Below are 19,428 nucleotides of genomic sequence, written 5' to 3'. Positions count from 1 at the left end.
GTGACATGAGGAGCAGCAACCCGGTCTTCTCCCGGCGGGGCTTCACCCGCGGGGACTCGTACGCCGGATTCGACGCGCAGGGCGCGCAGGGCGCCGCGGGCGCCCGCCCGCAGGGCGGGAATCCTTACGCGCAGCCGGCCGGGAACCCGTACGGCCAGCCGCAGCAGGGCGGCAACCCGTACGCGGCCGGCCCGCCCCTCACGCCGGAGCAGATGGAGGAGATGTACGCCGGACCCTCCGCGGGCCCGGCGCAGACCGGCCGGATGACGATGGACGACGTCGTCGTACGGACCGGGATGACGCTCGGCACCGTCGTGGTGGGCGCGGTCCTCGGCTGGGTCGCGATCCCGGACCGGATCGGCCTGGCGGTCGGCGCCGCGCTGGTCGCCTTCGTGCTGGCGATGATCCAGTCCTTCAAGCGTGTCCCGTCGCCGCCGCTGATCCTGGGCTACGCGGCGTTCGAGGGCATCTTCCTCGGCGTCATCAGCAACGCCTACAACGAGCAGTGGCAGGGCGCGCCCGTCCAGGCCGTGCTCGGCACCATGGCGGTCTTCGCGGGCATGCTGTTCGCGTACAAGACCCGGCTGATCCGCGTCACCGCGCGCTACGCCCGGATCGGCATGGCGATCGCCATCGGCTTCCTGCTCGCGATGGTGGTCAATCTGCTGTTCGCCGCCTTCGGCAGCAGCGACGGTCTGGGCCTGACCACCGGACCGCTCGGCATCGTCTTCTGCCTGCTGGGCATCGGCCTCGGCGCCTTCTTCCTCTCCCTGGACTTCAAGCAGGTCGAGGACGGCATCCGCTACGGCGCCCCGCGCAACGAGTCGTGGCTCGCCGCCTTCGGCCTCACCCTCTCCCTGGTCTGGATCTACCTGGAGCTGCTGCGGCTGATCTCGATCCTGCGCGACTGACGCAGGCGCTCGGACCGTGCGACGGGCCGCCCGGAAGCCTCGCTTCCCGGCGGCCCGTCGGCGTCACGTGGAGGGGATGAACGGGGGCGGGCTACCCCAGATTGCGTGCGGCCCGCCGCAGGTCGTACTCGTGGACGAGGGCCTTCGCGTGCCCGTAGGAGAGGGCGTGCTCGCTGCGCAGCCAGCTCACCTTTTCGTCGAAGCGGAGGAACGAGGGGCCGTCGGCGAGATCGCGCAGCCAGTCGCTGACCTCGCGGCCTGTGCAGTGGGGGATGCGGTCGATCAGATTCTGGTGGGTTTCGGCGGAGAAGTGCGTTTGGGACATCGGCGCCTCCGGTAGTGGTCCGGTTACCCCACCGTGCCCGAGCCGTCCCCTGTTGGCAACCATCCGTACGTGCGGATATGGGTGCGACGGCGGCGCGTGCGCCCCCCGGTAGGGTCACCGTATGGCCGATCGCACCCCTCTGCGCCCCTCCGTCGAACGCCTCGCGGGCCGGCTGCGCGCATTGCCGCAGCGCCGGCTCCAGGCGGGCGCCGCGGCCGAAGGGCTGGCGCTGGCACGGTGGTTGGCGGTCCGGGCGCAGGCGCTGGAATTCCCCGGGCGCGCGCCGTACGAGCTGCCGGACGACGGTGTCTTCACCGTCGGTGATCAACTGGCCGTCGCGGGCAACGACTTGGCGGCGGTGCTGGAGGCCGACCCGGAGGGGACGGCGCCGGTGCTCGCCGAGGCGCTGCAACGCGTCGCGGCGGCGGCCCGGGCGATCGGCTGACGGCGCCGGGTCGTTGGGGCCGACGGCGCCCGGCCGTTGGGGCCGGCGGGGGTCAGAGCGAGGCGACGACCCGGTCGGCGAGCACGTACACGCTCTCGTCGCCGTACGCGAAGGTGAGGGCGTACGCGCCCGCTATCGCCGAGCCGCCGCGCAGCACGGGCACCTCGCCGCGGTCCAGGGCCTCGGAGAGCTGGACGGCGGTGTCCCGGTGGCCGGGGGTCATGCACAGCGTGGTGCCGTCGGCGAACACGTACACGTCGAGGGTGCCCAACGGGCCGGGGCGTACGTCGGACAGCGGGATACGGCCGTCGGCGAGGTCGGCGAGCCGCTCGGCGGTCTGGTCCTGGTTGGCGACGACCGGGGACGGCGCGAAGTCCGGGCCCGAGGGGTGCGGAATCGTGCCGGGCGCGGGAAGCGTCGCCTCGGACGCCTCCGGCTCGTGGCCCGCCTCGAAGCCCGCGGCGGCCGCGGCCTCGAAACCGGCCGCGTCCAGGCCGGTGAAGTCGGCCTGCCGGGGCAGGTAGGGCAGCACCGGCGGGACCTCGTAGTCGGCCGTGCCGGGGCCCTCGGCGCCGCTGCCGTAGAGGCCGCCGCGGAAGAAGGAGCCGTCGGAGGCGGTCTCGCGCGCCTCCTGCTCGGCCCAGAAGGCCCGGGCCTCGGCCAGCTCGCGTTCCCGTTCGTCGGCGAGCGCGTCGGCGACGGCGGCCCTGATGTCGCCGGCGTCGGCACGCGGTCCCGGGACGCAGAGACCGGCGAGGTCCTGGCGCAGGGCGGACAGCTCGCGGCGCATGCCACGGGCGGAGAGCAGGGCGGCGGAACCCGCGGCCACGGCGATACCCGCGGCGACCAGCAGGACGGTGAAGTTGGCACTCACTGACGTTCTCCCGACTGACACGCGACCCGAGCGATTCCCACCAAAGTGGTGAGCGAAACTTTCCCCTCCCAACACTCTGCCGGTAAACCCCTGGCCTTTGCAGTGCGGAACGTCACGAATTGCCCGGGTCTGAGGTCCTCGGCCATCCGGGTGTCACCACCCTGACCTGCGCAAATGCATCGCCCCCAGGAAAAATCACATCCTGGGGGCGATTTGATTGCGACTTACGTCACAACTGTGCGTTACGGAGTCATGTGGTAACGGAGGGCGAGGAAGGCATTTCAGCTCAGCCGCTCGATCACCATCGCCATGCCCTGGCCGCCGCCCACGCACATCGTCTCCAGGCCGAACTGCTTGTCGTGGAACTGGAGGCTGTTGATCAGCGTGCCGGTGATGCGGGCGCCGGTCATGCCGAAGGGGTGGCCGACGGCGATGGCGCCGCCGTTGACGTTCAGCCGGTCCAGGTCGATGCCCAGGTCGCGGTAGGACGGGATGACCTGCGCGGCGAACGCCTCGTTGATCTCGACCAGGTCGATGTCGCCGATCGACAGGCCCGCCCGGGACAGCGCCTGCCGCGACGCCTCGACCGGGCCGTAGCCCATGATCTCGGGGGACAGGCCCGAGACACCGGTGGAGACCACCCGGGCCAGCGGGGTGATGCCCAGCTCGCGCGCCTTGGTGTCGGACATGACCACCAAGGCCGCGGCGCCGTCGTTGAGCGGGCAGCAGTTGCCCGCGGTGACCGTGCCGTCGGGGCGGAAGACGGGCTTGAGGCCCTGCACGCCCTCCATCGTCACCCCGGCCCGCGGGCCGTCGTCCTTGGCCACCACGGTGCCGTCGGGCAGCGTGACGGGCGTGATCTCCCGCTCCCAGAAGCCGTTCTTCAGCGCTTCCTCGGCCAGATTCTGCGACCGCACACCGAACTCGTCCTGGTCCTGCCGGGTGATCCCCTTGAGCTGGGCCAGATTCTCCGCGGTCTGCCCCATCGCGATGTACGCGTCGGGCACCAGGCCGTCCTCGCGCGGGTCGTGCCAGTCGCCCAGCTCCGCGCTGCCCTGCTCCTCGCGCTGCTTCGTACGGGCCCGGGCGTCGTCGAAGAGCGGGTTCATCGTGTCGGGCAGGCTGTCGGAGTTGCCCTTGACGAAGCGGGAGACCGTCTCGACGCCGGCCGAGACGAAGACGTCGCCCTCGCCCGCCTTGATGGCGTGCAGCGCCATCCGCGTGGTCTGCAGCGACGAGGAGCAGTAGCGGGTGACCGTACAGCCCGGCAGGTGGTCCATGCCCATCTGCACGGCCACGATCCGGCCCAGGTTGAAGCCCTGCTCGCCGCCGGGCAGGCCGCAGCCCAGCATCAGGTCGTCGATGTCGCGCGGGTCGAGCTGCGGGACCTTGTCCAGGGCGGTCCTGATGATCGTGGCGGCCAGGTCGTCGGGCCGCAGCTCCTTGAGCGACCCCTTGAAGGCGCGCCCGATGGGCGAACGGGCGGCAGAGACGATGACGGCTTCGGGCATCGCGACACTCCTCGTCGAGGCTGCGGGATTCTCGGGACTTCTCGCTGCGGGCTTCTGCGGACTCTCAGGGAAGTTACCTGTACGTATCGCAGCGAGTCATCAGACATCCGCTGTGATGCGGGCCTCTTTCTGAGCGCTTGCTTACCCGTTCCGGTCCACCGTAACCCGTGCCTCAGCCGGCGCCGCCGCCGGTCGCCACCCCCTGCGTCGGTGCCGGGTGCCGGTCCTGCTCCTCCGGCAGCCCGCGCCGCCTGCGCCGCTTGATCAGCGCCCAGCGCCCGCGCGGCCCGGAGACCGCGCCCTGCGCCGCCGTCACCTCGGTGCCGCCCTCGGACGCCGCCTCCGCGGCGGCCTGCGCGACCGGCAGGAAGCCCTCGCCGCGGCGCGCGTCCGGCCGCTCGTCGGTCTCCGGCCACAGCCCGAGCGTGGAGCACAGCGTCGGCAGCACGGCCATCGCGGCGGTCGCGTACCCCTCCGCCGACGGGTGGAAGTTGTCCGGGCCGAACAGCTCGCGCGGCCGGGCCTCGAACTCCGGCCCCAGCAGCGCGCCCAGCGACACCGTACGGCCGCCGAGGCCCACCACCGCGATGGTCTGCGCGGCGGCCAGCTGGCGGCTCACCCGGCGGGCCAGATAGCGCAGCGGCTGGTAGACCGGCTCGACCGAGCCCAGGTCGGGACAGGTGCCGACGACGACCTCGCAGCCCGCCTCGCGCAGCCGCCGTACCGCGTCCGACAGCAGCCGCACCGAGGTGGCCAGTGGCATCCGGTGGGTCACGTCATTGGCGCCGATCATGATCACGACGACGTCCGGCGGCACCGCGCCCCGCTCCAGCAGCAGCGTCACCTGGCGGGCCAGATCGTCGGACTGGGCGCCGGGCAGTGCCACGTTCACCAGCTGCACAGGGCGCTCGGCGACCGCCGCGAGCCCCGAGGCGAGCAGCGCGCCCGGGGTCTCCCTGGCCCGCCGCACCCCCTGGCCCGCGGCGGTGGAATCACCCAGGAAGCCCAACCGCAGCGGGGCCTCGCCGGTGCGGTGCGCGAACGCGGAGCCGTACCGGCCGTCCGCCCGCGGCGCCACCGCCTCCGAGCCGCCGACCATCCGCTTGGCCAGCCGTGCCTCGGTCAGCAGCACCCCGACGGCCGCGCCGCCCAGCAGACTGATGCCGCCACCGCCGTACGCCGCCGCCGTCGCGATCCGCCGTGCCACCCTCGCTGTCGACATCGAGCCGGTCTCCTCCCGCTGACTCCACCGGCCTACCGCCCGGTATCTGGTCTGTGCCCCGTCCGGCACCTCCACCAACGTCAACGCCGTCCGTGTCGCCCACGTTTCGTCCGCCGTTCGCCGTACCTTCCGAAAGCGACGCAGGCCCTAGGCTGAGCCCACCTATTACGGAGAACCCGGAGACACACGGTGCAGTTTCACGACTCGATGATCAGTCTCGTCGGCAACACCCCGCTGGTGAGGCTCAACAGCGTGACCGAGGGCATTCAGGCGACCGTCCTGGCCAAGGTCGAGTACTTCAACCCCGGCGGTTCGGTGAAGGACCGCATCGCGCTGCGCATGATCGAGGCCGCGGAACGCAGCGGCGACCTCAAGCCCGGCGGCACCATCGTCGAGCCGACCTCGGGCAACACCGGGGTGGGCCTGGCGATCGTCGCCCAGCAGAAGGGCTACCACTGCGTCTTCGTCTGCCCGGACAAGGTCTCCACCGACAAGATCAACGTGATGCGGGCGTACGGCGCCGAGGTCGTGGTCTGCCCGACCGCCGTCGACCCCAGCCACCCCGACTCGTACTACAACGTCTCCGACCGGCTGGTGCGCGAGACGCCCAACGCCTGGAAGCCGGACCAGTACAGCAACCCCGACAACCCGGCGTCGCACTACCACTCCACCGGGCCCGAGCTGTGGGAGCAGACCGAGGGTCGGATCACGCACTTCGTCGCCGGCGTCGGCACCGGCGGTACCATCTCCGGCACCGGCCGCTATCTGAAGGACGCCAGCGAAGGCCGCGTCCAGGTCGTCGGCGCCGACCCCGAGGGCTCGGTCTACAGCGGCGGCTCCGGGCGGCCCTATCTGGTCGAGGGCGTCGGTGAGGACTTCTGGCCGGACGCCTACGACCGGGACGTCGCCGACGAGATCGTCGCCGTCTCCGACAAGGATTCCTTCCAGATGACGCGGCGGCTGGCCAAGGAGGAGGGCCTGCTCGTCGGCGGCTCCTGCGGCATGGCGGTCGTCGCGGCCCTGGAGGTCGCCCGCCGGCTCGGCCCGGACGACGTCGTCGTGGTGCTGCTGCCCGACAGCGGGCGCGGCTATCTGTCGAAGATCTTCAGCGACGAGTGGATGAGTTCGCACGGCTTCCTCGACGAGGGCGACGGGCAGGCGCGCGTCGCCGACGTCCTCGGCCACAAGGACGGCGGGCTGCCGCAGCTGGTCCACATGCACCCGGACGAGACGGTCGGCGAGGCCATCGACGTACTGCGCGAGTACGGCGTCTCGCAGATGCCCGTCGTCAAGCCCGGCGCCGGGCACCCCGATGTGATGGCCGCCGAGGTGATCGGGTCCGTCGTCGAACGCGACCTGCTGCACGCGCTGTTCACCAAGCGCGCCACCCTGGAGGACCCGCTCGACAAGCACCTGTCCGCGCCGCTGCCGCAGGTCGGCTCCGGCGAGCCGGTCGCCGTTCTGATGACGGTGCTGGAGAGCGCCGACGCGGCGATCGTCCTGGTCGACGGCAAGCCCACCGGCGTCGTGAGCAGGCAGGATCTGCTCGCCTTCCTCGCCGGGCACGGCGGCGCCTGACCCCTCGGCACCCGTCGCCGAGGGATTCGCGGAACTGGTACACCCGCGACACGTCCGCGCAGCACGCGCTTAACACGCGTCCGGCACATTGGTGGACGTCGCAAGGCCGGGGCACCGGCCGAACGGCACCACAGGATGTGGCACCAAGGCTTCCGGAGCGGCTCCCGGATCCATGGTGACCCTGGACGCGCGTGCCCGGCCCTGAACCGGCCCGCGTCCCCCGCGGGAACCGCCGTCGTCCCGCCCTCCGGCCTCACCGCCGGGGGTGCGGCGGTTCCCGCCTATTTTTTTTGGGCTCTCTCGCCTCCGGCGGCTTAGATCCCCTGTCGACGGTCCTCTTCGACGGTCGCTCGTTCCTCGCTCCCTGCTCATCGTCGCTTTCGACAGGGGCGCCGCCTTTGGCTCGATCGCGACCCGGGGGATGGCGTGCCGTTCTCGGTGCGGGTTCTCCCGGCGGGGCGCCGCGATCGGTGCGGGTTCTCCCGGGGGTGCCCGGCCGGCTAGGCCCAGTCGTCCTTGTCGTCGTGCTTCGACTTCGGGCTCATGAAGCCCGTCAGGCTCTGCGCGACGTTGACGCCGACGATGCCCGCCCAGGTGATGAAGAGGCCCGGGGTGCCCGCGTTGACCGCGCCGATGGCGGAGAGCGGGATGGCGGCGATCATCGTGAAACCGGCGAAGCCGTAGCGGGCGAAGCGCGCGCTGGGCTGGGGCGGGCCGATCGGCCTGCGGGGGTCGGCGGCGCGGGCGTACGACGTCTGCTGCTGCGCCAGCTCCCGCCGTACGCGCTGCTCGACACGGCTGTCGAGGCGTTCGTTGACCTTGTCCATGAACGAGTCGACCAGCTCCGACTCGTATTCCTCGCCGAGCGTCTTGCGCGCCTGCAAGGTGGCGGCGAGTTCTTTGTCGATTTCCGGGTCCCGGGCGTCCATACGGACCACCGTACGGAGCGCGGGGGTGGGCGACACTGGGGCTAGCCCCCGATTCTTGCGGGGGGCCAGCCGTCCGCGAGGAGGATTCCCCATGCCCCAGCCGCCCGCCGCACCCCTGCTGACGGCGCTGCACGAGGGCCGGGACCGGGCGGACGCGCTGACCGTCGACGGCCGGTCCTGCTCGTACGCGGAGCTGCTCGGCGCGGCCGGCGCGGTGGCCAGGAGGGCGGCCGGGACGAAGGCGTTCGCGGTGGAGGCGACGGCGTCCCTGGAGACGGTCGCGGCCGTCGTCGGCGGCCTGCTCGCCGGCGTCCCCGTGGTGCCGCTCGCACCCGACGCGGGCCCCGCCGAGCGCGAGCACGTGCTGCGCGACTCCGGCGCCGAACTGCTGCCGGTGGACTTCGCCGAGCGCGCCGACTTCACCGCCGCGCCGGGCGAGGGCGCCGCCCTGGTCCTCTACACCTCGGGCACCACCGGCCCGCCCAAGGGCGTGCTGGTCTCCCGGGCCGCGATCGCCGCCGACCTGGACGCGCTGGCCGCCGCCTGGGAGTGGACCGCCGACGACACCCTCGTGCACGGCCTGCCGCTGTTCCATGTGCACGGCCTGGTCCTCGGTGTGCTCGGCGCGCTGCGCACCGGCAGCCGCCTGGTGCACACCGGACGCCCCGCCCCGCGGGCGTACGCGGCGGCCGGCGGCACCCTCTACTTCGGTGTGCCGACCGTCTGGCACCGGGTGGTGCGCGACGAGGCAGCCGCCCGCGCCCTGTCCGGGGCGCGGCTGCTGGTCTCGGGCAGCGCGCCGCTGCCCGCCCCCGTCTTCCGCGACCTGCTGGCGCTGACCGGCCAGGCGCCGGTGGAGCGCTACGGCATGACGGAGACGCTGATCACCGTGAGCGCGCGGGCCGCGGGGGAGCGGCGGCCCGGCGCCGTCGGCACCCCGCTGCCCGGCGTCCGCACCCGCATCGCGGAGTCCGCCGACGGCATCGGCGAACTCCAGCTCACCGGCCCCACCCTCTTCGACGGCTACCTCGGCCGCCCCGAGGCGACCGCGGCCTCGTACACCGCCGACGGCTGGTTCCGTACCGGCGACATCGCGGCGGTCGACGACGACGGCACGCACCGGATCGTCGGCCGCGCCTCCACCGACCTGATCAAGTCCGGCGGCTACCGGATCGGCGCGGGCGAGGTGGAGAACGCCCTGCTGGACCATCCGGCCGTACGGGAGGCCGCCGTCGTCGGAGCGCCGCACACCGACCTCGGCCAGCAGATCGTCGCCTATGTCGTCGCCGACGGTGTCACCGCCGCGGAACTGACCGATTTCGTGGCCGCGCGCCTGTCGGTGCACAAGCGGCCCCGCACGGTCCGCTTCCTGTCCGAGCTGCCCCGCAATGCGATGGGCAAGCCCCAAAAGAAGTTGCTGCCGCCCGTATGAAACCGGTACGGATACGGGGGCCGCGAGTTGCCGCATGCCGCACGGCACGTAGGCTCCTGGCCACAAGTCCACCCCCTTGCACACCACCGGGCGGCAGGTAGACAGCACGCCGCCCGGGTCGCCGATACCCGGGCCCCGCTCCAAAGGGTGGCGGTGATACGTCCTGCCATGGAGGCAGCACCGCATGTTCCACCGCATCGGACGCACAGTCGTCCGCCATCCCGTATGGACGATCGTGGCGTGGCTGGTCGCAGCCGTCGCGATCGTCGCCACAGCTCCCTCGCTCCCGTCCAACAGCGACGAGAGCAGCTTCCTGCCCAGCAGCTACGAGTCCATCAAGGCCATGGACCTCCAGGAGAAGGCGTTCCCCGCCGCCTTCACCCCGGCCGCCATCGTCCTGTACGAGCGCAATGACGGCGGCAGGCTGACCGCCCAGGACAAGGCGGACATCAGCCGGATCACCTCCGAGCTGGGCAAGAAGAAGATCGACCAGGTCCAGAAGGTCGTCGACGGCTCCCCGTCCAAGGACGGGAAGTACGACACCGCCCTGGTCCAGATGGACAAGAAGAGCACCGGTCAGCCCAAGCAGGCCGACGCGGCCAAGGCGCTGCGCAAGGACTCCACCTCGCTCGCCAAGGGCACAGAGCTGAAGGTGCAGGTCGGCGGCCAGGCCGCGCAGAATCTCGACCAGCAGGACGCGGGCAAGACGTCCGACGCCGTGGCGCTGTTCGGATCCTTGCTGATCATCATCGTCACGCTGTCGATCATCTTCCGCTCGCCCCTGGTGGCGGTGCTGCCCCTTGTGCTGCTGATCGGCGTGGTCTTCACCGTCGCCAACGCGCTGATCGCCGACGCCACCAAGATCTTCGGCCTCCAGGCGAACAGCTCGATCTCGGCCCTGCTGATCGTGGTGGTGCTGGGTGTCGGCACCGACTACTTCCTCTTCCTGATGTTCCGTTACCGAGAACGCCTGCGAGCCGGTGACGAACCCAAGGAAGCGATGATCAACAGCGTCACCCGGGTCGGCGAGGCGATCGCCTCGGCGGCCGGCGCGGTCATCATCGCCTTCTGCGCGCTGGCGCTGTCCACCCTCGGCTTCCTGACCCAGCTCGGCCCGGCGCTGGCCATCCTCGTCGCGGTCACCCTGATCGCCGGACTCACCCTCTTCCCGGCGATCTGCTCGCTGATCCCGCCGCGCGCCCTGTTCTGGCCCGGCAAGAAGTGGAACCAGGAGCCGCCCGGCACCCGTTACGCGGCCGTCGGCCGTACGGTCGGCCGCAGGCCCGCGCTGGTCGCGATCGTCTCCGGCCTGGTGATGCTGGTGCTGGCGATCGGCACCTTCGGCTACAAGGCGTCCTACGACCTGGCGTCCGGCTCCATCCCGGACACCAAGGAGTCCATGGTCGTCCAGAACACGCTGGCCAAGGCGTACTCGGCCGGCGCCGCCGAACCGACCGACGTCTACCTCAACAGCACCGACGGCAAGCCGCTGACCGCCGACTTCGACGCCTTCGCGACGAAGCTGCGCGGCGTCGACGGGGTCGGCAGCGTCGACTTCGACAAGGCGAACGACGTCAACAAGGCGGGCACCACCGCGGACTTCACCGTCACGCTGAAGTACGAGGCGGCCAGCGACAAGGCGATCAAGACGGTCGGCGACGTCCGTACGGTCGCGCACGACGCGGCGCCGCCCGGCACCGAGGCCCTGGTCGGCGGTTCGTCGTCGGTCTTCAAGGACATCAACGCGGCCGTGAACCACGACTACCGCACCGTCTTCCCGGTGGCCGCGGTGCTCATCATGATCATCCTGGGCCTGCTGCTGCGCAGCGTCGTCGCGCCCTGGTACCTCATCGCGTCCGTCGGCCTCGGCTTCGGCGCGACGCTCGGCACCACGGTGTGGATCTTCGGCCGCGGCGACGGCCTGATCTTCCTGCTGCCGATCATCATGTATCTGTTCGTCGTCGCCATCGGCACCGACTACAACATCCTGATGATCGCCCGGCTCAGGGAAGAGGCCCAGGAGGGCCGCGAGCCGCGCGAGGCGGCCAGCGAAGCCCTCAAGCACGCGGGTCCGACGATCGGCGCGGCCGGCTTCATCCTGGCGGCGACCTTCGCCACGCTGATGCTCTCGGGCAACGACTTCCTGACCCAGATGGGCTTCACGGTCGCCTTCGGCATCATCGTGGCGGCCTTCGTCATGGCGATGTTCTTCACGCCCAGCCTCACCGCGCTGATCGGGCACGCCGCCTGGTGGCCCGGCCACGCGGACCGCGGCCACGCCAAGCCGCTCGGCCCGGGCGGCCCCGGCGGTCCCGGCTCGTCCGAGCGGGAGCTGGACGAGTCCGGACGCCGCTGAGGAATCCTTCCCCCGGCATTTCCGGCGGGGGTTCCCGGTACGACACGGGGGCCGGGCAGGCGCATCGCGCACCTGCCCGGCCCCTTTCGTGTGCTCGGGTTTGTGTGCTCGGGGAGGCGTGGGCTACGCCGGGACCCCGTCCTTCATGTCGGCGGAGTCCTCCAGCTCCAGCCGGGCGGCGGCCTCCACGACCGCCCGCGCCAGGGCGCGGTGGTCCTCACCGTCCGTGCCGCGCCGGTGCACCAGACCGTGGGTCAGCGGCGGCGCGTCGGTCAGGAGGCGGTAGACCACGTCGGGGCGCCCGTAGTAATCCGGCAGCTGACTGTCCCCGACCGTCACGACGGTGCCCTCCGCGACCATCGCCAGCATCTCCGCGTAGGTCGCGAAGCCCGACCCGGTGCGGGGGATCGGGCGGCCGGACGGGCTCGTCCGCGGCAGGTGGTGGTCCCAGAGGTAGGCGGGGACCGAACCGGGCGGCGCGGGGAAGCGGCGGTCCGCCAGATCCTCCAGCGACAGCGTCTCGCGCCGGGCCAGCGGATCGCCCGCCGCCAGCGCCGCGTACGTGGCGGTGCGCCGCACCACCGGCCCGACCGCGATGTCGGGCTCCTCGACCGGGAGCGGCGCCAGCAGGGCGTCGGCCTGACCCGTACGCAGCGGCTCCACGAAATCGCCGAGCCGGACCTCGGTCAGCCGCAGGTCGAGGTCGGGGCGGGCGTCGGCGAGCAGCGTCGCGGCGCGGTGCGCGATCCGGCCCATGTACGCGCCGTGGTAGCCGAGGGTGAGGGTACGGCGGTCGCCGCGGGCGGCGCGCCGGGCGCGGGCCACCGCCTCCAGGATGGCGAGGTGGTGCGGGTGCAGGTCGTGGTAGAGGCCGCGGCCGAGTTCCGTGGGCTCCACGCGGCGGCTGGTGCGGACGAACAGCTCGGCGCCGATCCTGCGCTCGATCGTCTTGACGATCTGTGAGACCCGGCCGCCGGACAGGCCCAGCCGGTCGGCGGTGCGGCCGAAGTGCAGCTCTTCGTACAGCGCCAGGAAGGTCTCTATCTCGTGCCGCTCCACTGCCGCTTCCCCCTCACCCGGCGGCCGGTACGCGCCGCCGGTCCCGTACCGGATCGGTGAGCCGGGCTAACCGATCGCGTTGAACATCGGCATTGTTCCAGATCAGCGGCCCCAACAGGCTGGTCACCAGACCGAAGGCCGCCCGGACCGGAGTTCCGCGAGGCGGCCCTTCCTGAGAGAGCAGGCGCCGCATGACCACGAAGACCGCCGCCGTCGTCCTCGGCAGCACCCGGAGCCCGGCCCGCCGGCGTCCCCGGCCCGGGCGGCCGGGACCGGCCCGCAGACGCTGCCCGCCGCGCCGGCGCGGACCGACCCGCCGGATGGGCCGGCCGGTGCCCGGCCGCCGCCCGTGAACGGCGCCGCCCTCCCTGAGACGTGAGAAGGAGTCACCCATGCGTGTTCTCGTCGCCGGATCCACCGGCGTCATCGGCGCGGCCCTGGTGCCGCGGCTGGTCGCCGCCGGGCACGAGGTGCTGGCGCTGGTCCGGCCGGGCCGCGACACCGGCGCACTGGTCGCGGCCGGCGCGGACCCGGTCGTCGCCGACGTGCTGGAACGCCGCTGCCTGCTGCGGGCGGTCCGGGTTTGCGGGCCGCCGGACGCGGTGGTGCAGCTGGTCACCGCGACCCCGTCGGTGCCCGGCTCCGGGCGGCCGGAGGTGCTGCGCACCGACGGCACCCGGAATCTGATCGACGCGGCGCCCGAGGCGCGATTCATCAGCCAGGGCCTGGCGTACGGCTACCGGCCGGGGCCGGGCGCCGCCGACGAGGACGCGCCCCTGTGGCACGAGGGCGCGCCCCGCCGGCTCCGGCCGGTGCTGGCCGCGCTGGCGGAGTCCGAGGCCCGCACCCTGCGGGCCGGCGGCCTGGTGCTGCGCCTCGGCCATCTGTACGGGCCGGGCTCGGCGTACGCGGCGGACGGCGCCTTCACCCGCCGGGTGCGGGCCGGAAAGGTGCCGCTGGTCGGCGGCGGCCGCGCCGTCTTCTCCTTCACCCACGTCCAGGACGTGGCCGGCGCGGTGACCGCCGCGCTGGCACGGCCGCGCCTCACCGGCATCCTCAACATCGTCGACGACACCCCCACCCCGGTGCACCGCTGGCTCCCCGAACTGGCCGGTCTGCTCGACGCCCCCGCCCCCCGCCCCACCTCCGCCGCCCTGACCCGCCTCACCTCCGGCGCCTGGCCTGTCGCCCACCTCGACCGCCTCCGCGGCGCCACCAACCACCGCGCCCGCACCCTCCTCGACTGGCACCCCCGCCACCCCTCCCCGGCCGAGGGCCTCGCCGCCGAACTGTGCCCCCGCATTAATGTGAGCGCCAGCACCAGGGGAGCGGGTCCGGGGAGGGGCGGCTGATGAGTGTGGTCGGGGGAGGCGGCATGACGTCGACTGAGGCGCAGCCGGTGGACGTACGACAGTTGGTGCCGTACGTCGCGTCCGTTATGGGTGAGGGAGTCGCGTCCGTGGCAAGCGCGGCCGTGGCGGTAGCCGTGCTGCTGCTCATTCCCGTGAACGCGACGGACGGGGGCATGAGCACTCCGGTCCAGTTCGCGCTTCTCGGCGGAGCCGGACTGTTCTGGGGCATCGGCCTGCTGGCGGGGCGCGCGGGCGTGGCTCGGGCACAAGAGAGCGCCGTTCCGGTGCCGGGCCCGCAGGGCGGATTGTCGGACGACCAGCGCAAGGCCTTGTTCCGAGGACGGATCCGCAACGCGCTGTTCGCCGTCGTGATGCTCGCGGTCTGCGGGGCCGGGTTCCACTGTCTCTGGCTCGGACTGATGGTCCCGCTGATCCAGACACTCACGATGGTGGCCGTCCTGCGCATGGCGGCTTGGGAACGGCGTCATGGCGTCGTGCTATGGAAGCCGTCGCTGGCCGCCGTCGGTCGTGAGGCCCATCGAGCCGCGCCCTTCTACACGACGCCGCGCTCCGGGTGACGTGCCCGGAGCCCGTTCGTGGGGCCGGGCCTTGCCTGGACTGCATATCGTCATGCAGAGTCTTGTTCCGGTGAATAAGAGCCGGTGGACGGGGTCATGATGAGCAGCGATACGGCGGCGGCGCGGGACGCGGCGGGCGGGGCGTCGGCGCGGTTGCTGAAGCTTTTCGAGGCGCACCGGCTGACGCCGACGCAGCGGCGGATCGCGCACTGCCTGGTGCGCAAGGCGGCGGAGGCGCCGTTTTTGTCGAGCGTGGAGGTGGCCGAGCTGGCGGGGGTGAGCCAGCCGTCGGTGACGCGGTTCGCGGTCGCGCTCGGCTTCGACGGATATCCGGCGCTCCGCCGTCATCTGCGGGAGGTCGCGCCCGCGCCGGCCGAGCGGGAGGCGGCGGCGTACAACGAGTACCAGCAGGCCGTGCACGCCGAGATCGAGAATTTGCGGCATCTGGCGGAGCTGCTGGCCGATCCGGAGCCGGTCGCCCGGGCCGGCACCCTGCTCGCCGGCTCCCGACCGCTGCCGGTGCTCGGGCTGCGCGCGGCCGGCGCCCAGGCCCGCGGCTTCGCGTACTTCGCCGCCAAGGTGCACCCCGACGTCCGGCTGCTCGACGAGGGCGGTTCGATGCTGGCCGACCGCATCGACGGCGCCGTCCGGGCCGGCGCCACCGCTCTGCTGTGCTTCGCGCTGCCCCGCCACCCGCGCGAGGTCGTCGACACCCTGGCGTACGCCCGGCAGGCCGGCCTGACCGTCGTCACCGTCGCCGACAGCGCCTTCGCCCCGGTCGCCGCCCACTCCGACCTGCTCCTCCCGGCCGCCGTCGGCACCGGCCTCGCCTTCGACACCGCCTGCGCACCCATGCTCCTCGGCCGCGTCCTCCTCGAATCCATCTGTGACGCCCTCCCCGACGCCCAGTCCCGCCTGGAAGCCTTCGACACCCAGGCCACCACCCGCGCCCTCTTCGCGGAATAGCCCCCACCGTGGTGTCGCCCCCGGCCGGAGGCCGGCCTTCTTAACGGAAATCTGAGAAAGGGTGACTACCCTCCCCACCACTTGTCGGGTGCTGCCGGGTGAAGGCCGGTGGAAGCGGGAGGGAGTGCGGCGTGGTGCGTGGGGCGTACACATTGGCGCGGGTGGCGGTGACGGTGCGGACGGCCGCGCTGTGGCTGTGGTGGGCCGGGGTGGTGGCGGCTGTGCCGGGGACGGCGGTGACGTTCAGCGTGACGGGGCGCCGGATCGGCGTGATGGCCGGGGCGGCGCTGTTCATCGTGGCGGCGGTGGCCGCGTACGCGGTGCGCGGCGGGCGGTACGGGGAAAGGGCGCGGGCGGCGACGCGGGCCGCGAAAGCGGTGTTCCTGCAGGACCGCCGGGTGACGGCCACGGCGTGGCTGCGCCGCCGCAGGTGGTGGCTGCTGGCGGCCTTCGTGATGGCGGCGGCCTCTTCGTGGGCGCTGCCCTGCGCCGGCGGCATGCTGCTCGGCGGCATCGGCGCCGGCCTGTGGGCGAAGTCCGTGCGGATCGGCCGGATCGAGCGGCAGCGCGACGCGCTGCTGTGGATCCGTCCGGACGGCGACCCGGCCGCCTACCAGCTGACCGGGATCGCCGCGGGCGACGCGGCCCCCGGCGGCGGACGCCGCAGGGGACCGGCGGGAGCGGTCAGCCCCGCCGCAGCGCCGGCAGCCCGCCGCCGCTCTCCGCGACCAGCTCGTCCTGGCTCTGGGCGGTTCTGACCGGCGCGAAGGTCACCGAGCCGTCCGCGCCCGCGGTGTAGGCGTGGACGGCCGGACGGGGCAGCGAGTTGTACGCGAAGTGGTTCGAGAAGTAGTACGCCCCGGTGTCCAGCAGCGCGACGTAATCCCCCTCGTCCAGCAGCGGCAGCGCCCGCCCCTGCGCGACCAGGTCGCCGGCGAAGCAGCACGGCCCCGCCACGTCCTGCACCACCGGCTCGCCGCCCTTCTCGCGGCCCTTGCCGTCCAGCGCCAGCACCCGGATCGGCCACGCCTCGGGCACGAAGACGGTACGGGTGGCCACCTGCGCGCCCGCGTGCGTGACCGCGATCGGCCGCCCGCCGGCGGACTTGGCGTACTCGACCCTGGCCAGCACCGTCCCGTTCTTGGCCAGCAGCGAGCGGCCGAATTCCGTGACGATGCCGTAGCGGCCGTCGAAGAGCCCGGGGATCTCGGCGCGCAGCACCCGCGCGTAATCGGCGAAGGACGGCGTGACGTCGTCGGAGCGGAAGTTGACGGGCAGGCCGCCGCCGATGTCGAGGGTGTCGACCTGCTGCCGCCCGGCCGCCGCGTTGATCCGCTCGGCCAGGTCGTACGCGGCCCGTACGCCGGCGGCCATCAGGTCCAGCGGCACGCCCTGCGAACCGGTGTGGGTGTGCAGCCGGTTGAGCCAGGGCCGCTCGGCGTACGCGCGCAGCACCCACTCCTCGGCGCCCGGGTCGCGCAGCGCGACGCCGAATTTGGACGTGGCGGTCGCGGTGCTCATCGCGCCGATCGTGCCGCCGCCGACCTGCGGATTGACCCGCAGCCCGACGGGCGGGGCGACGGGCGAACCCGCGGGTGCGGCCGCGACCAGCGCGTCGATCCTGGTCAGCTCCTGCGGATTGTCGGCGTTGACGGCGATGCCCAGCGCCAGCGCCTCGCGCAGCTCGGCGACGGTCTTGGCGGGGGAGTCCAGCACGGTCCGCTCGGCCGGGATGCCCGCGGCGCGGGCGAGCGCCAGCTCACCGGGGCTGGCGACCTCCGCGCCGAGCCCGCACTCGCCGAGCAGCCCGAGCACGGGGACCAGGGAGGCGGCCTTGACGGCGAACGTATGGGTGACCGCCACGCCCGGCGTGGCGAAGGCGGCGTGCAGCGCCGTCGCCGACCGCTCGATGCCGGTGACGTCCAGCAGACCGACGACCGGTTCCGCCTCACCGACCAGCCCCTGCTCCACCGCGGCACGCAGCGCGTGCCCCCGCCGTATTCCCAGTTCATCCGTCATGACGTCCATCCCACCACCTCGGCCGCCGCGGTTGCCAACCGGGCCTTGTTGACTAGAGCTATTCAGCTGGTCAGGATGTGAATGGCACACCCACAAGCGTGACGCACATTTCCCGATGCACACACGAGGAGGCCGCACCGATGACGGGACCGAGGCCGGTACGCGCACCGCGCGGTACGGAGCTGAGCGCGCTGGGCTGGCAGCAGGAAGCCGCCCTGCGCATGTTGCAGAACAACCTCGACCCCGAGGTCGCCGAGCACCCCGACAAGCTCGTCGTCTACGGCGGCACCGGCAAGGCCGCCCGCGACTGGAACTCCTTCGACGCCATGGTCCGTACCCTGCGCGGCCTCAAGCAGGACGAGACGATGCTCGTCCAGTCCGGCCGCCCGGTCGGCGTCATGCAGACCCACGAATGGGCGCCGCGCGTCCTGATCGCCAACTCCAACCTCGTCGGCGACTGGGCCACCTGGGAGGAATTCCGCCGCCTCGAAGCCCTCGGCTTGACCATGTACGGCCAGATGACCGCCGGTTCCTGGATCTACATCGGCACCCAGGGCATCCTCCAGGGCACCTACGAGACCTTCTCCGCCGTCGCCGCCAAGCGGTTCGGCGGCTCGCTGGCCGGCACCATCACCCTCACCGCGGGACTCGGCGGCATGGGCGGCGCCCAGCCGCTCGCCGTCACCATGAACGGCGGCGTCGTCATCTGTATCGACGTCGACCCGCGCGCCATCGAGCGCCGCATCGAGCACCGCTACCTCGACGTCCGCGCCGACTCCCTGGAGCACGCGCTGCAACTGGCCACCGAGGCCCGCGACGCCCGCCGCGCGCTGTCCATCGGCGTCCTCGGCAACGCCGCCGATCTCGTGCCCCGGCTGCTGGCCATGGGCGCCCCGATCGACATCGTCACCGACCAGACCTCCGCCCACGACCCGCTGGCATACCTGCCGCTGGGCATCGACTTCGACGACATGGCCGCCTTCGCGGCCGACAAGCCCGCCGAATTCACCCAGCGCGCCCGGGAGTCGATGGCCCGGCACGTCGAGGCGATGGTCGGCTTCCAGGACGCGGGCGCCGAAGTCTTCGACTACGGCAACTCCATCCGCGGCGAGGCCCAACTCGCCGGGTACGAGCGGGCGTTCGCTTTCCCCGGCTTCGTCCCCGCCTACATCAGGCCGCTGTTCTGCGAGGGCAAGGGCCCCTTCCGCTGGGCCGCGTTGTCCGGCGAGGCGTCCGACATCCACAAGACCGACCGGGCCATCCTCGACCTCTTCCCGGAGAACGAGTCGCTGGCCCGCTGGATCCGGATGGCCGGCGAACGCGTCAAGTTCCAGGGCCTGCCCGCCCGCATCTGCTGGCTCGGCTACGGCGAACGCGACCGCGCGGGCGAGCGGTTCAACGAGATGGTCGCCGACGGCACCCTCGCCGCGCCCGTCGTCATCGGCCGCGACCACCTCGACGCCGGCTCCGTCGCCTCCCCCTACCGCGAAACCGAGGCCATGCTCGACGGCTCCGACGCGATCGCCGACTGGCCGCTGCTCAACGCCATGGTCAATGTCGCCTCCGGCGCCTCCTGGGTCTCCATCCACCACGGCGGCGGCGTCGGCATCGGCCGGTCCATCCACGCCGGCCAGGTCACCGTCGCCGACGGCACCCCGCTCGCCGCCGAGAAGATCCGCCGCGTCCTCACCAACGACCCCGGCATGGGCGTCATCCGCCACGTCGACGCCGGCTACGACCGCGCCGACGAGGTGGCGGCGGAGCGCGGCGTCCGCGTCCCGATGCGGGAGAACACCTCCGGTGAGTGACGCCGGTTCGGCCCCCGCGCGGAAACCGGCGGAACGGGGCCCGCAGGCGGAGCCCGCCCCCAC

At 72.6% G+C, this 19,428-nt stretch carries 17 protein-coding genes; 10 read left to right on the top strand and 7 right to left on the bottom strand.

Going from position 1 to position 19,428, the window contains the following annotated elements; all coding sequences use genetic code 11:
- The first annotated feature begins 5 nt into the window (after nucleotides 1-5).
- Nucleotides 6-911: a Bax inhibitor-1/YccA family protein gene (locus BM076_RS15190; RefSeq protein ID WP_093714069.1), complete on the top strand. Its 906-nt coding sequence runs from the start codon at nucleotides 6-8 to the stop codon at nucleotides 909-911.
- A gap of 91 nt (nucleotides 912-1,002) precedes the next feature.
- On the opposite strand, the gene BM076_RS15185 is transcribed toward BM076_RS15190, so the two are convergent.
- On the bottom strand, nucleotides 1,003-1,236 hold the full coding sequence (locus BM076_RS15185; protein WP_093714068.1) for a DUF4287 domain-containing protein: 234 nt from the start codon (nucleotides 1,234-1,236) through the stop codon (nucleotides 1,003-1,005).
- 121 nt (nucleotides 1,237-1,357) lie between these two features.
- Between BM076_RS15185 and BM076_RS15180 the strand changes: the two genes are divergently transcribed.
- A complete protein-coding gene (locus BM076_RS15180) occupies nucleotides 1,358-1,681 on the top strand; it encodes a hypothetical protein (protein ID WP_093714067.1) in 324 nt (107 codons plus the stop codon).
- Between the two features lie 52 nt (nucleotides 1,682-1,733).
- Here the strand turns inward: BM076_RS15180 and BM076_RS15175 are convergent, their stop codons facing one another.
- The 3 genes from BM076_RS15175 to BM076_RS15165 all read right to left on the bottom strand — a co-directional run bounded on the left by BM076_RS15175 (nucleotide 1,734) and on the right by BM076_RS15165 (nucleotide 5,288).
- Complete coding sequence (locus BM076_RS15175; protein ID WP_177246453.1) at nucleotides 1,734-2,555, bottom strand: hypothetical protein; 822 nt, start codon at nucleotides 2,553-2,555, stop codon at nucleotides 1,734-1,736.
- A 281-nt stretch (nucleotides 2,556-2,836) separates the two neighbouring features.
- Nucleotides 2,837-4,066, bottom strand: a complete 1,230-nt coding sequence (locus tag BM076_RS15170; RefSeq protein WP_093714066.1) for an acetyl-CoA C-acetyltransferase — start codon at nucleotides 4,064-4,066, stop codon at nucleotides 2,837-2,839.
- Nucleotides 4,067-4,238: 172 nt separating this feature from the next.
- Nucleotides 4,239-5,288, bottom strand: a complete 1,050-nt coding sequence (locus BM076_RS15165; RefSeq protein WP_093714065.1) for an SGNH/GDSL hydrolase family protein — start codon at nucleotides 5,286-5,288, stop codon at nucleotides 4,239-4,241.
- Nucleotides 5,289-5,477: 189 nt separating this feature from the next.
- Here BM076_RS15165 and BM076_RS15160 point away from each other — a divergent pair, with 189 nt between their 5' ends.
- The gene (locus tag BM076_RS15160; RefSeq protein ID WP_093714064.1) at nucleotides 5,478-6,866 is read left to right on the top strand and encodes a cystathionine beta-synthase; all 1,389 of its coding nucleotides are present in this window, start codon (nucleotides 5,478-5,480) and stop codon (nucleotides 6,864-6,866) included.
- Nucleotides 6,867-7,366: 500 nt separating this feature from the next.
- Here BM076_RS15160 and BM076_RS15155 read toward each other — a convergent pair whose 3' ends face one another.
- On the bottom strand, nucleotides 7,367-7,795 hold the full coding sequence (locus BM076_RS15155) for a hypothetical protein (RefSeq protein WP_093714063.1): 429 nt from the start codon (nucleotides 7,793-7,795) through the stop codon (nucleotides 7,367-7,369).
- Between the two features lie 91 nt (nucleotides 7,796-7,886).
- On the opposite strand from BM076_RS15155, the gene BM076_RS15150 reads away from it, so the two are divergent.
- Nucleotides 7,887-9,227 carry an AMP-binding protein gene (locus tag BM076_RS15150; RefSeq protein ID WP_093714062.1) on the top strand — a complete coding sequence of 447 codons (1,341 nt, stop codon included), beginning with the start codon at nucleotides 7,887-7,889 and terminating at the stop codon, nucleotides 9,225-9,227.
- 184 nt (nucleotides 9,228-9,411) lie between these two features.
- Complete coding sequence (locus BM076_RS15145; protein ID WP_093714061.1) at nucleotides 9,412-11,583, top strand: MMPL family transporter; 2,172 nt, start codon at nucleotides 9,412-9,414, stop codon at nucleotides 11,581-11,583.
- A gap of 123 nt (nucleotides 11,584-11,706) precedes the next feature.
- On the opposite strand, the gene BM076_RS15140 is transcribed toward BM076_RS15145, so the two are convergent.
- A complete protein-coding gene (locus BM076_RS15140) occupies nucleotides 11,707-12,642 on the bottom strand; it encodes a LysR family transcriptional regulator (RefSeq protein WP_093714060.1) in 936 nt (311 codons plus the stop codon).
- Nucleotides 12,643-13,034: 392 nt separating this feature from the next.
- Between BM076_RS15140 and BM076_RS15135 the strand changes: the two genes are divergently transcribed.
- The 4 genes from BM076_RS15135 to BM076_RS15120 all read left to right on the top strand — a co-directional run bounded on the left by BM076_RS15135 (nucleotide 13,035) and on the right by BM076_RS15120 (nucleotide 16,296).
- A complete protein-coding gene (locus BM076_RS15135; protein ID WP_093714059.1) occupies nucleotides 13,035-13,994 on the top strand; it encodes an NAD-dependent epimerase/dehydratase family protein in 960 nt (319 codons plus the stop codon).
- A gap of 23 nt (nucleotides 13,995-14,017) precedes the next feature.
- A complete protein-coding gene (locus tag BM076_RS15130; RefSeq protein WP_143120571.1) occupies nucleotides 14,018-14,572 on the top strand; it encodes a hypothetical protein in 555 nt (184 codons plus the stop codon).
- Between the two features lie 96 nt (nucleotides 14,573-14,668).
- The gene (locus BM076_RS15125; RefSeq protein WP_407640657.1) at nucleotides 14,669-15,538 is read left to right on the top strand and encodes a MurR/RpiR family transcriptional regulator; all 870 of its coding nucleotides are present in this window, start codon (nucleotides 14,669-14,671) and stop codon (nucleotides 15,536-15,538) included.
- 131 nt (nucleotides 15,539-15,669) lie between these two features.
- Nucleotides 15,670-16,296 carry a hypothetical protein gene (locus BM076_RS15120; protein WP_245796071.1) on the top strand — a complete coding sequence of 209 codons (627 nt, stop codon included), beginning with the start codon at nucleotides 15,670-15,672 and terminating at the stop codon, nucleotides 16,294-16,296.
- On the opposite strand, the gene BM076_RS15115 is transcribed toward BM076_RS15120, so the two are convergent.
- Nucleotides 16,223-17,557, bottom strand: a complete 1,335-nt coding sequence (locus BM076_RS15115; protein ID WP_093714295.1) for a type III PLP-dependent enzyme domain-containing protein — start codon at nucleotides 17,555-17,557, stop codon at nucleotides 16,223-16,225. The two genes, BM076_RS15120 and BM076_RS15115, sit on opposite strands and share 74 nt — an antisense overlap.
- Before the next feature lie 140 nt (nucleotides 17,558-17,697).
- Here BM076_RS15115 and hutU point away from each other — a divergent pair, with 140 nt between their 5' ends.
- A complete protein-coding gene (hutU, locus tag BM076_RS15110; protein WP_093714057.1) occupies nucleotides 17,698-19,365 on the top strand; it encodes a urocanate hydratase in 1,668 nt (555 codons plus the stop codon).
- Nucleotides 19,366-19,428: the final 63 nt, after the last annotated feature.

The organism is Actinacidiphila alni, assembly GCF_900112845.1.
GTDB classification, from domain to species: domain Bacteria; phylum Actinomycetota; class Actinomycetes; order Streptomycetales; family Streptomycetaceae; genus Actinacidiphila; species Actinacidiphila alni.
This window is presented reverse-complemented; position numbering and strand designations above follow the sequence as displayed.

Coding starts and splice junctions, on each gene's coding strand:
- BM076_RS15190 (WP_093714069.1), top strand. CDS start 6: ATGAGGAGCAGCAACCCGGTCTTCTCCCGGCGGGGCTTCACCCGCGGG.
- BM076_RS15185 (WP_093714068.1), bottom strand. CDS start 1,236: ATGTCCCAAACGCACTTCTCCGCCGAAACCCACCAGAATCTGATCGAC.
- BM076_RS15180 (WP_093714067.1), top strand. CDS start 1,358: ATGGCCGATCGCACCCCTCTGCGCCCCTCCGTCGAACGCCTCGCGGGC.
- BM076_RS15170 (WP_093714066.1), bottom strand. CDS start 4,066: ATGCCCGAAGCCGTCATCGTCTCTGCCGCCCGTTCGCCCATCGGGCGC.
- BM076_RS15165 (WP_093714065.1), bottom strand. CDS start 5,288: ATGTCGACAGCGAGGGTGGCACGGCGGATCGCGACGGCGGCGGCGTAC.
- BM076_RS15155 (WP_093714063.1), bottom strand. CDS start 7,795: ATGGACGCCCGGGACCCGGAAATCGACAAAGAACTCGCCGCCACCTTG.
- BM076_RS15150 (WP_093714062.1), top strand. CDS start 7,887: ATGCCCCAGCCGCCCGCCGCACCCCTGCTGACGGCGCTGCACGAGGGC.
- BM076_RS15145 (WP_093714061.1), top strand. CDS start 9,412: ATGTTCCACCGCATCGGACGCACAGTCGTCCGCCATCCCGTATGGACG.
- BM076_RS15135 (WP_093714059.1), top strand. CDS start 13,035: ATGCGTGTTCTCGTCGCCGGATCCACCGGCGTCATCGGCGCGGCCCTG.
- BM076_RS15130 (WP_143120571.1), top strand. CDS start 14,018: ATGACGTCGACTGAGGCGCAGCCGGTGGACGTACGACAGTTGGTGCCG.
- BM076_RS15125 (WP_407640657.1), top strand. CDS start 14,669: ATGATGAGCAGCGATACGGCGGCGGCGCGGGACGCGGCGGGCGGGGCG.
- BM076_RS15115 (WP_093714295.1), bottom strand. CDS start 17,557: ATGACGGATGAACTGGGAATACGGCGGGGGCACGCGCTGCGTGCCGCG.
- hutU (WP_093714057.1), top strand. CDS start 17,698: ATGACGGGACCGAGGCCGGTACGCGCACCGCGCGGTACGGAGCTGAGC.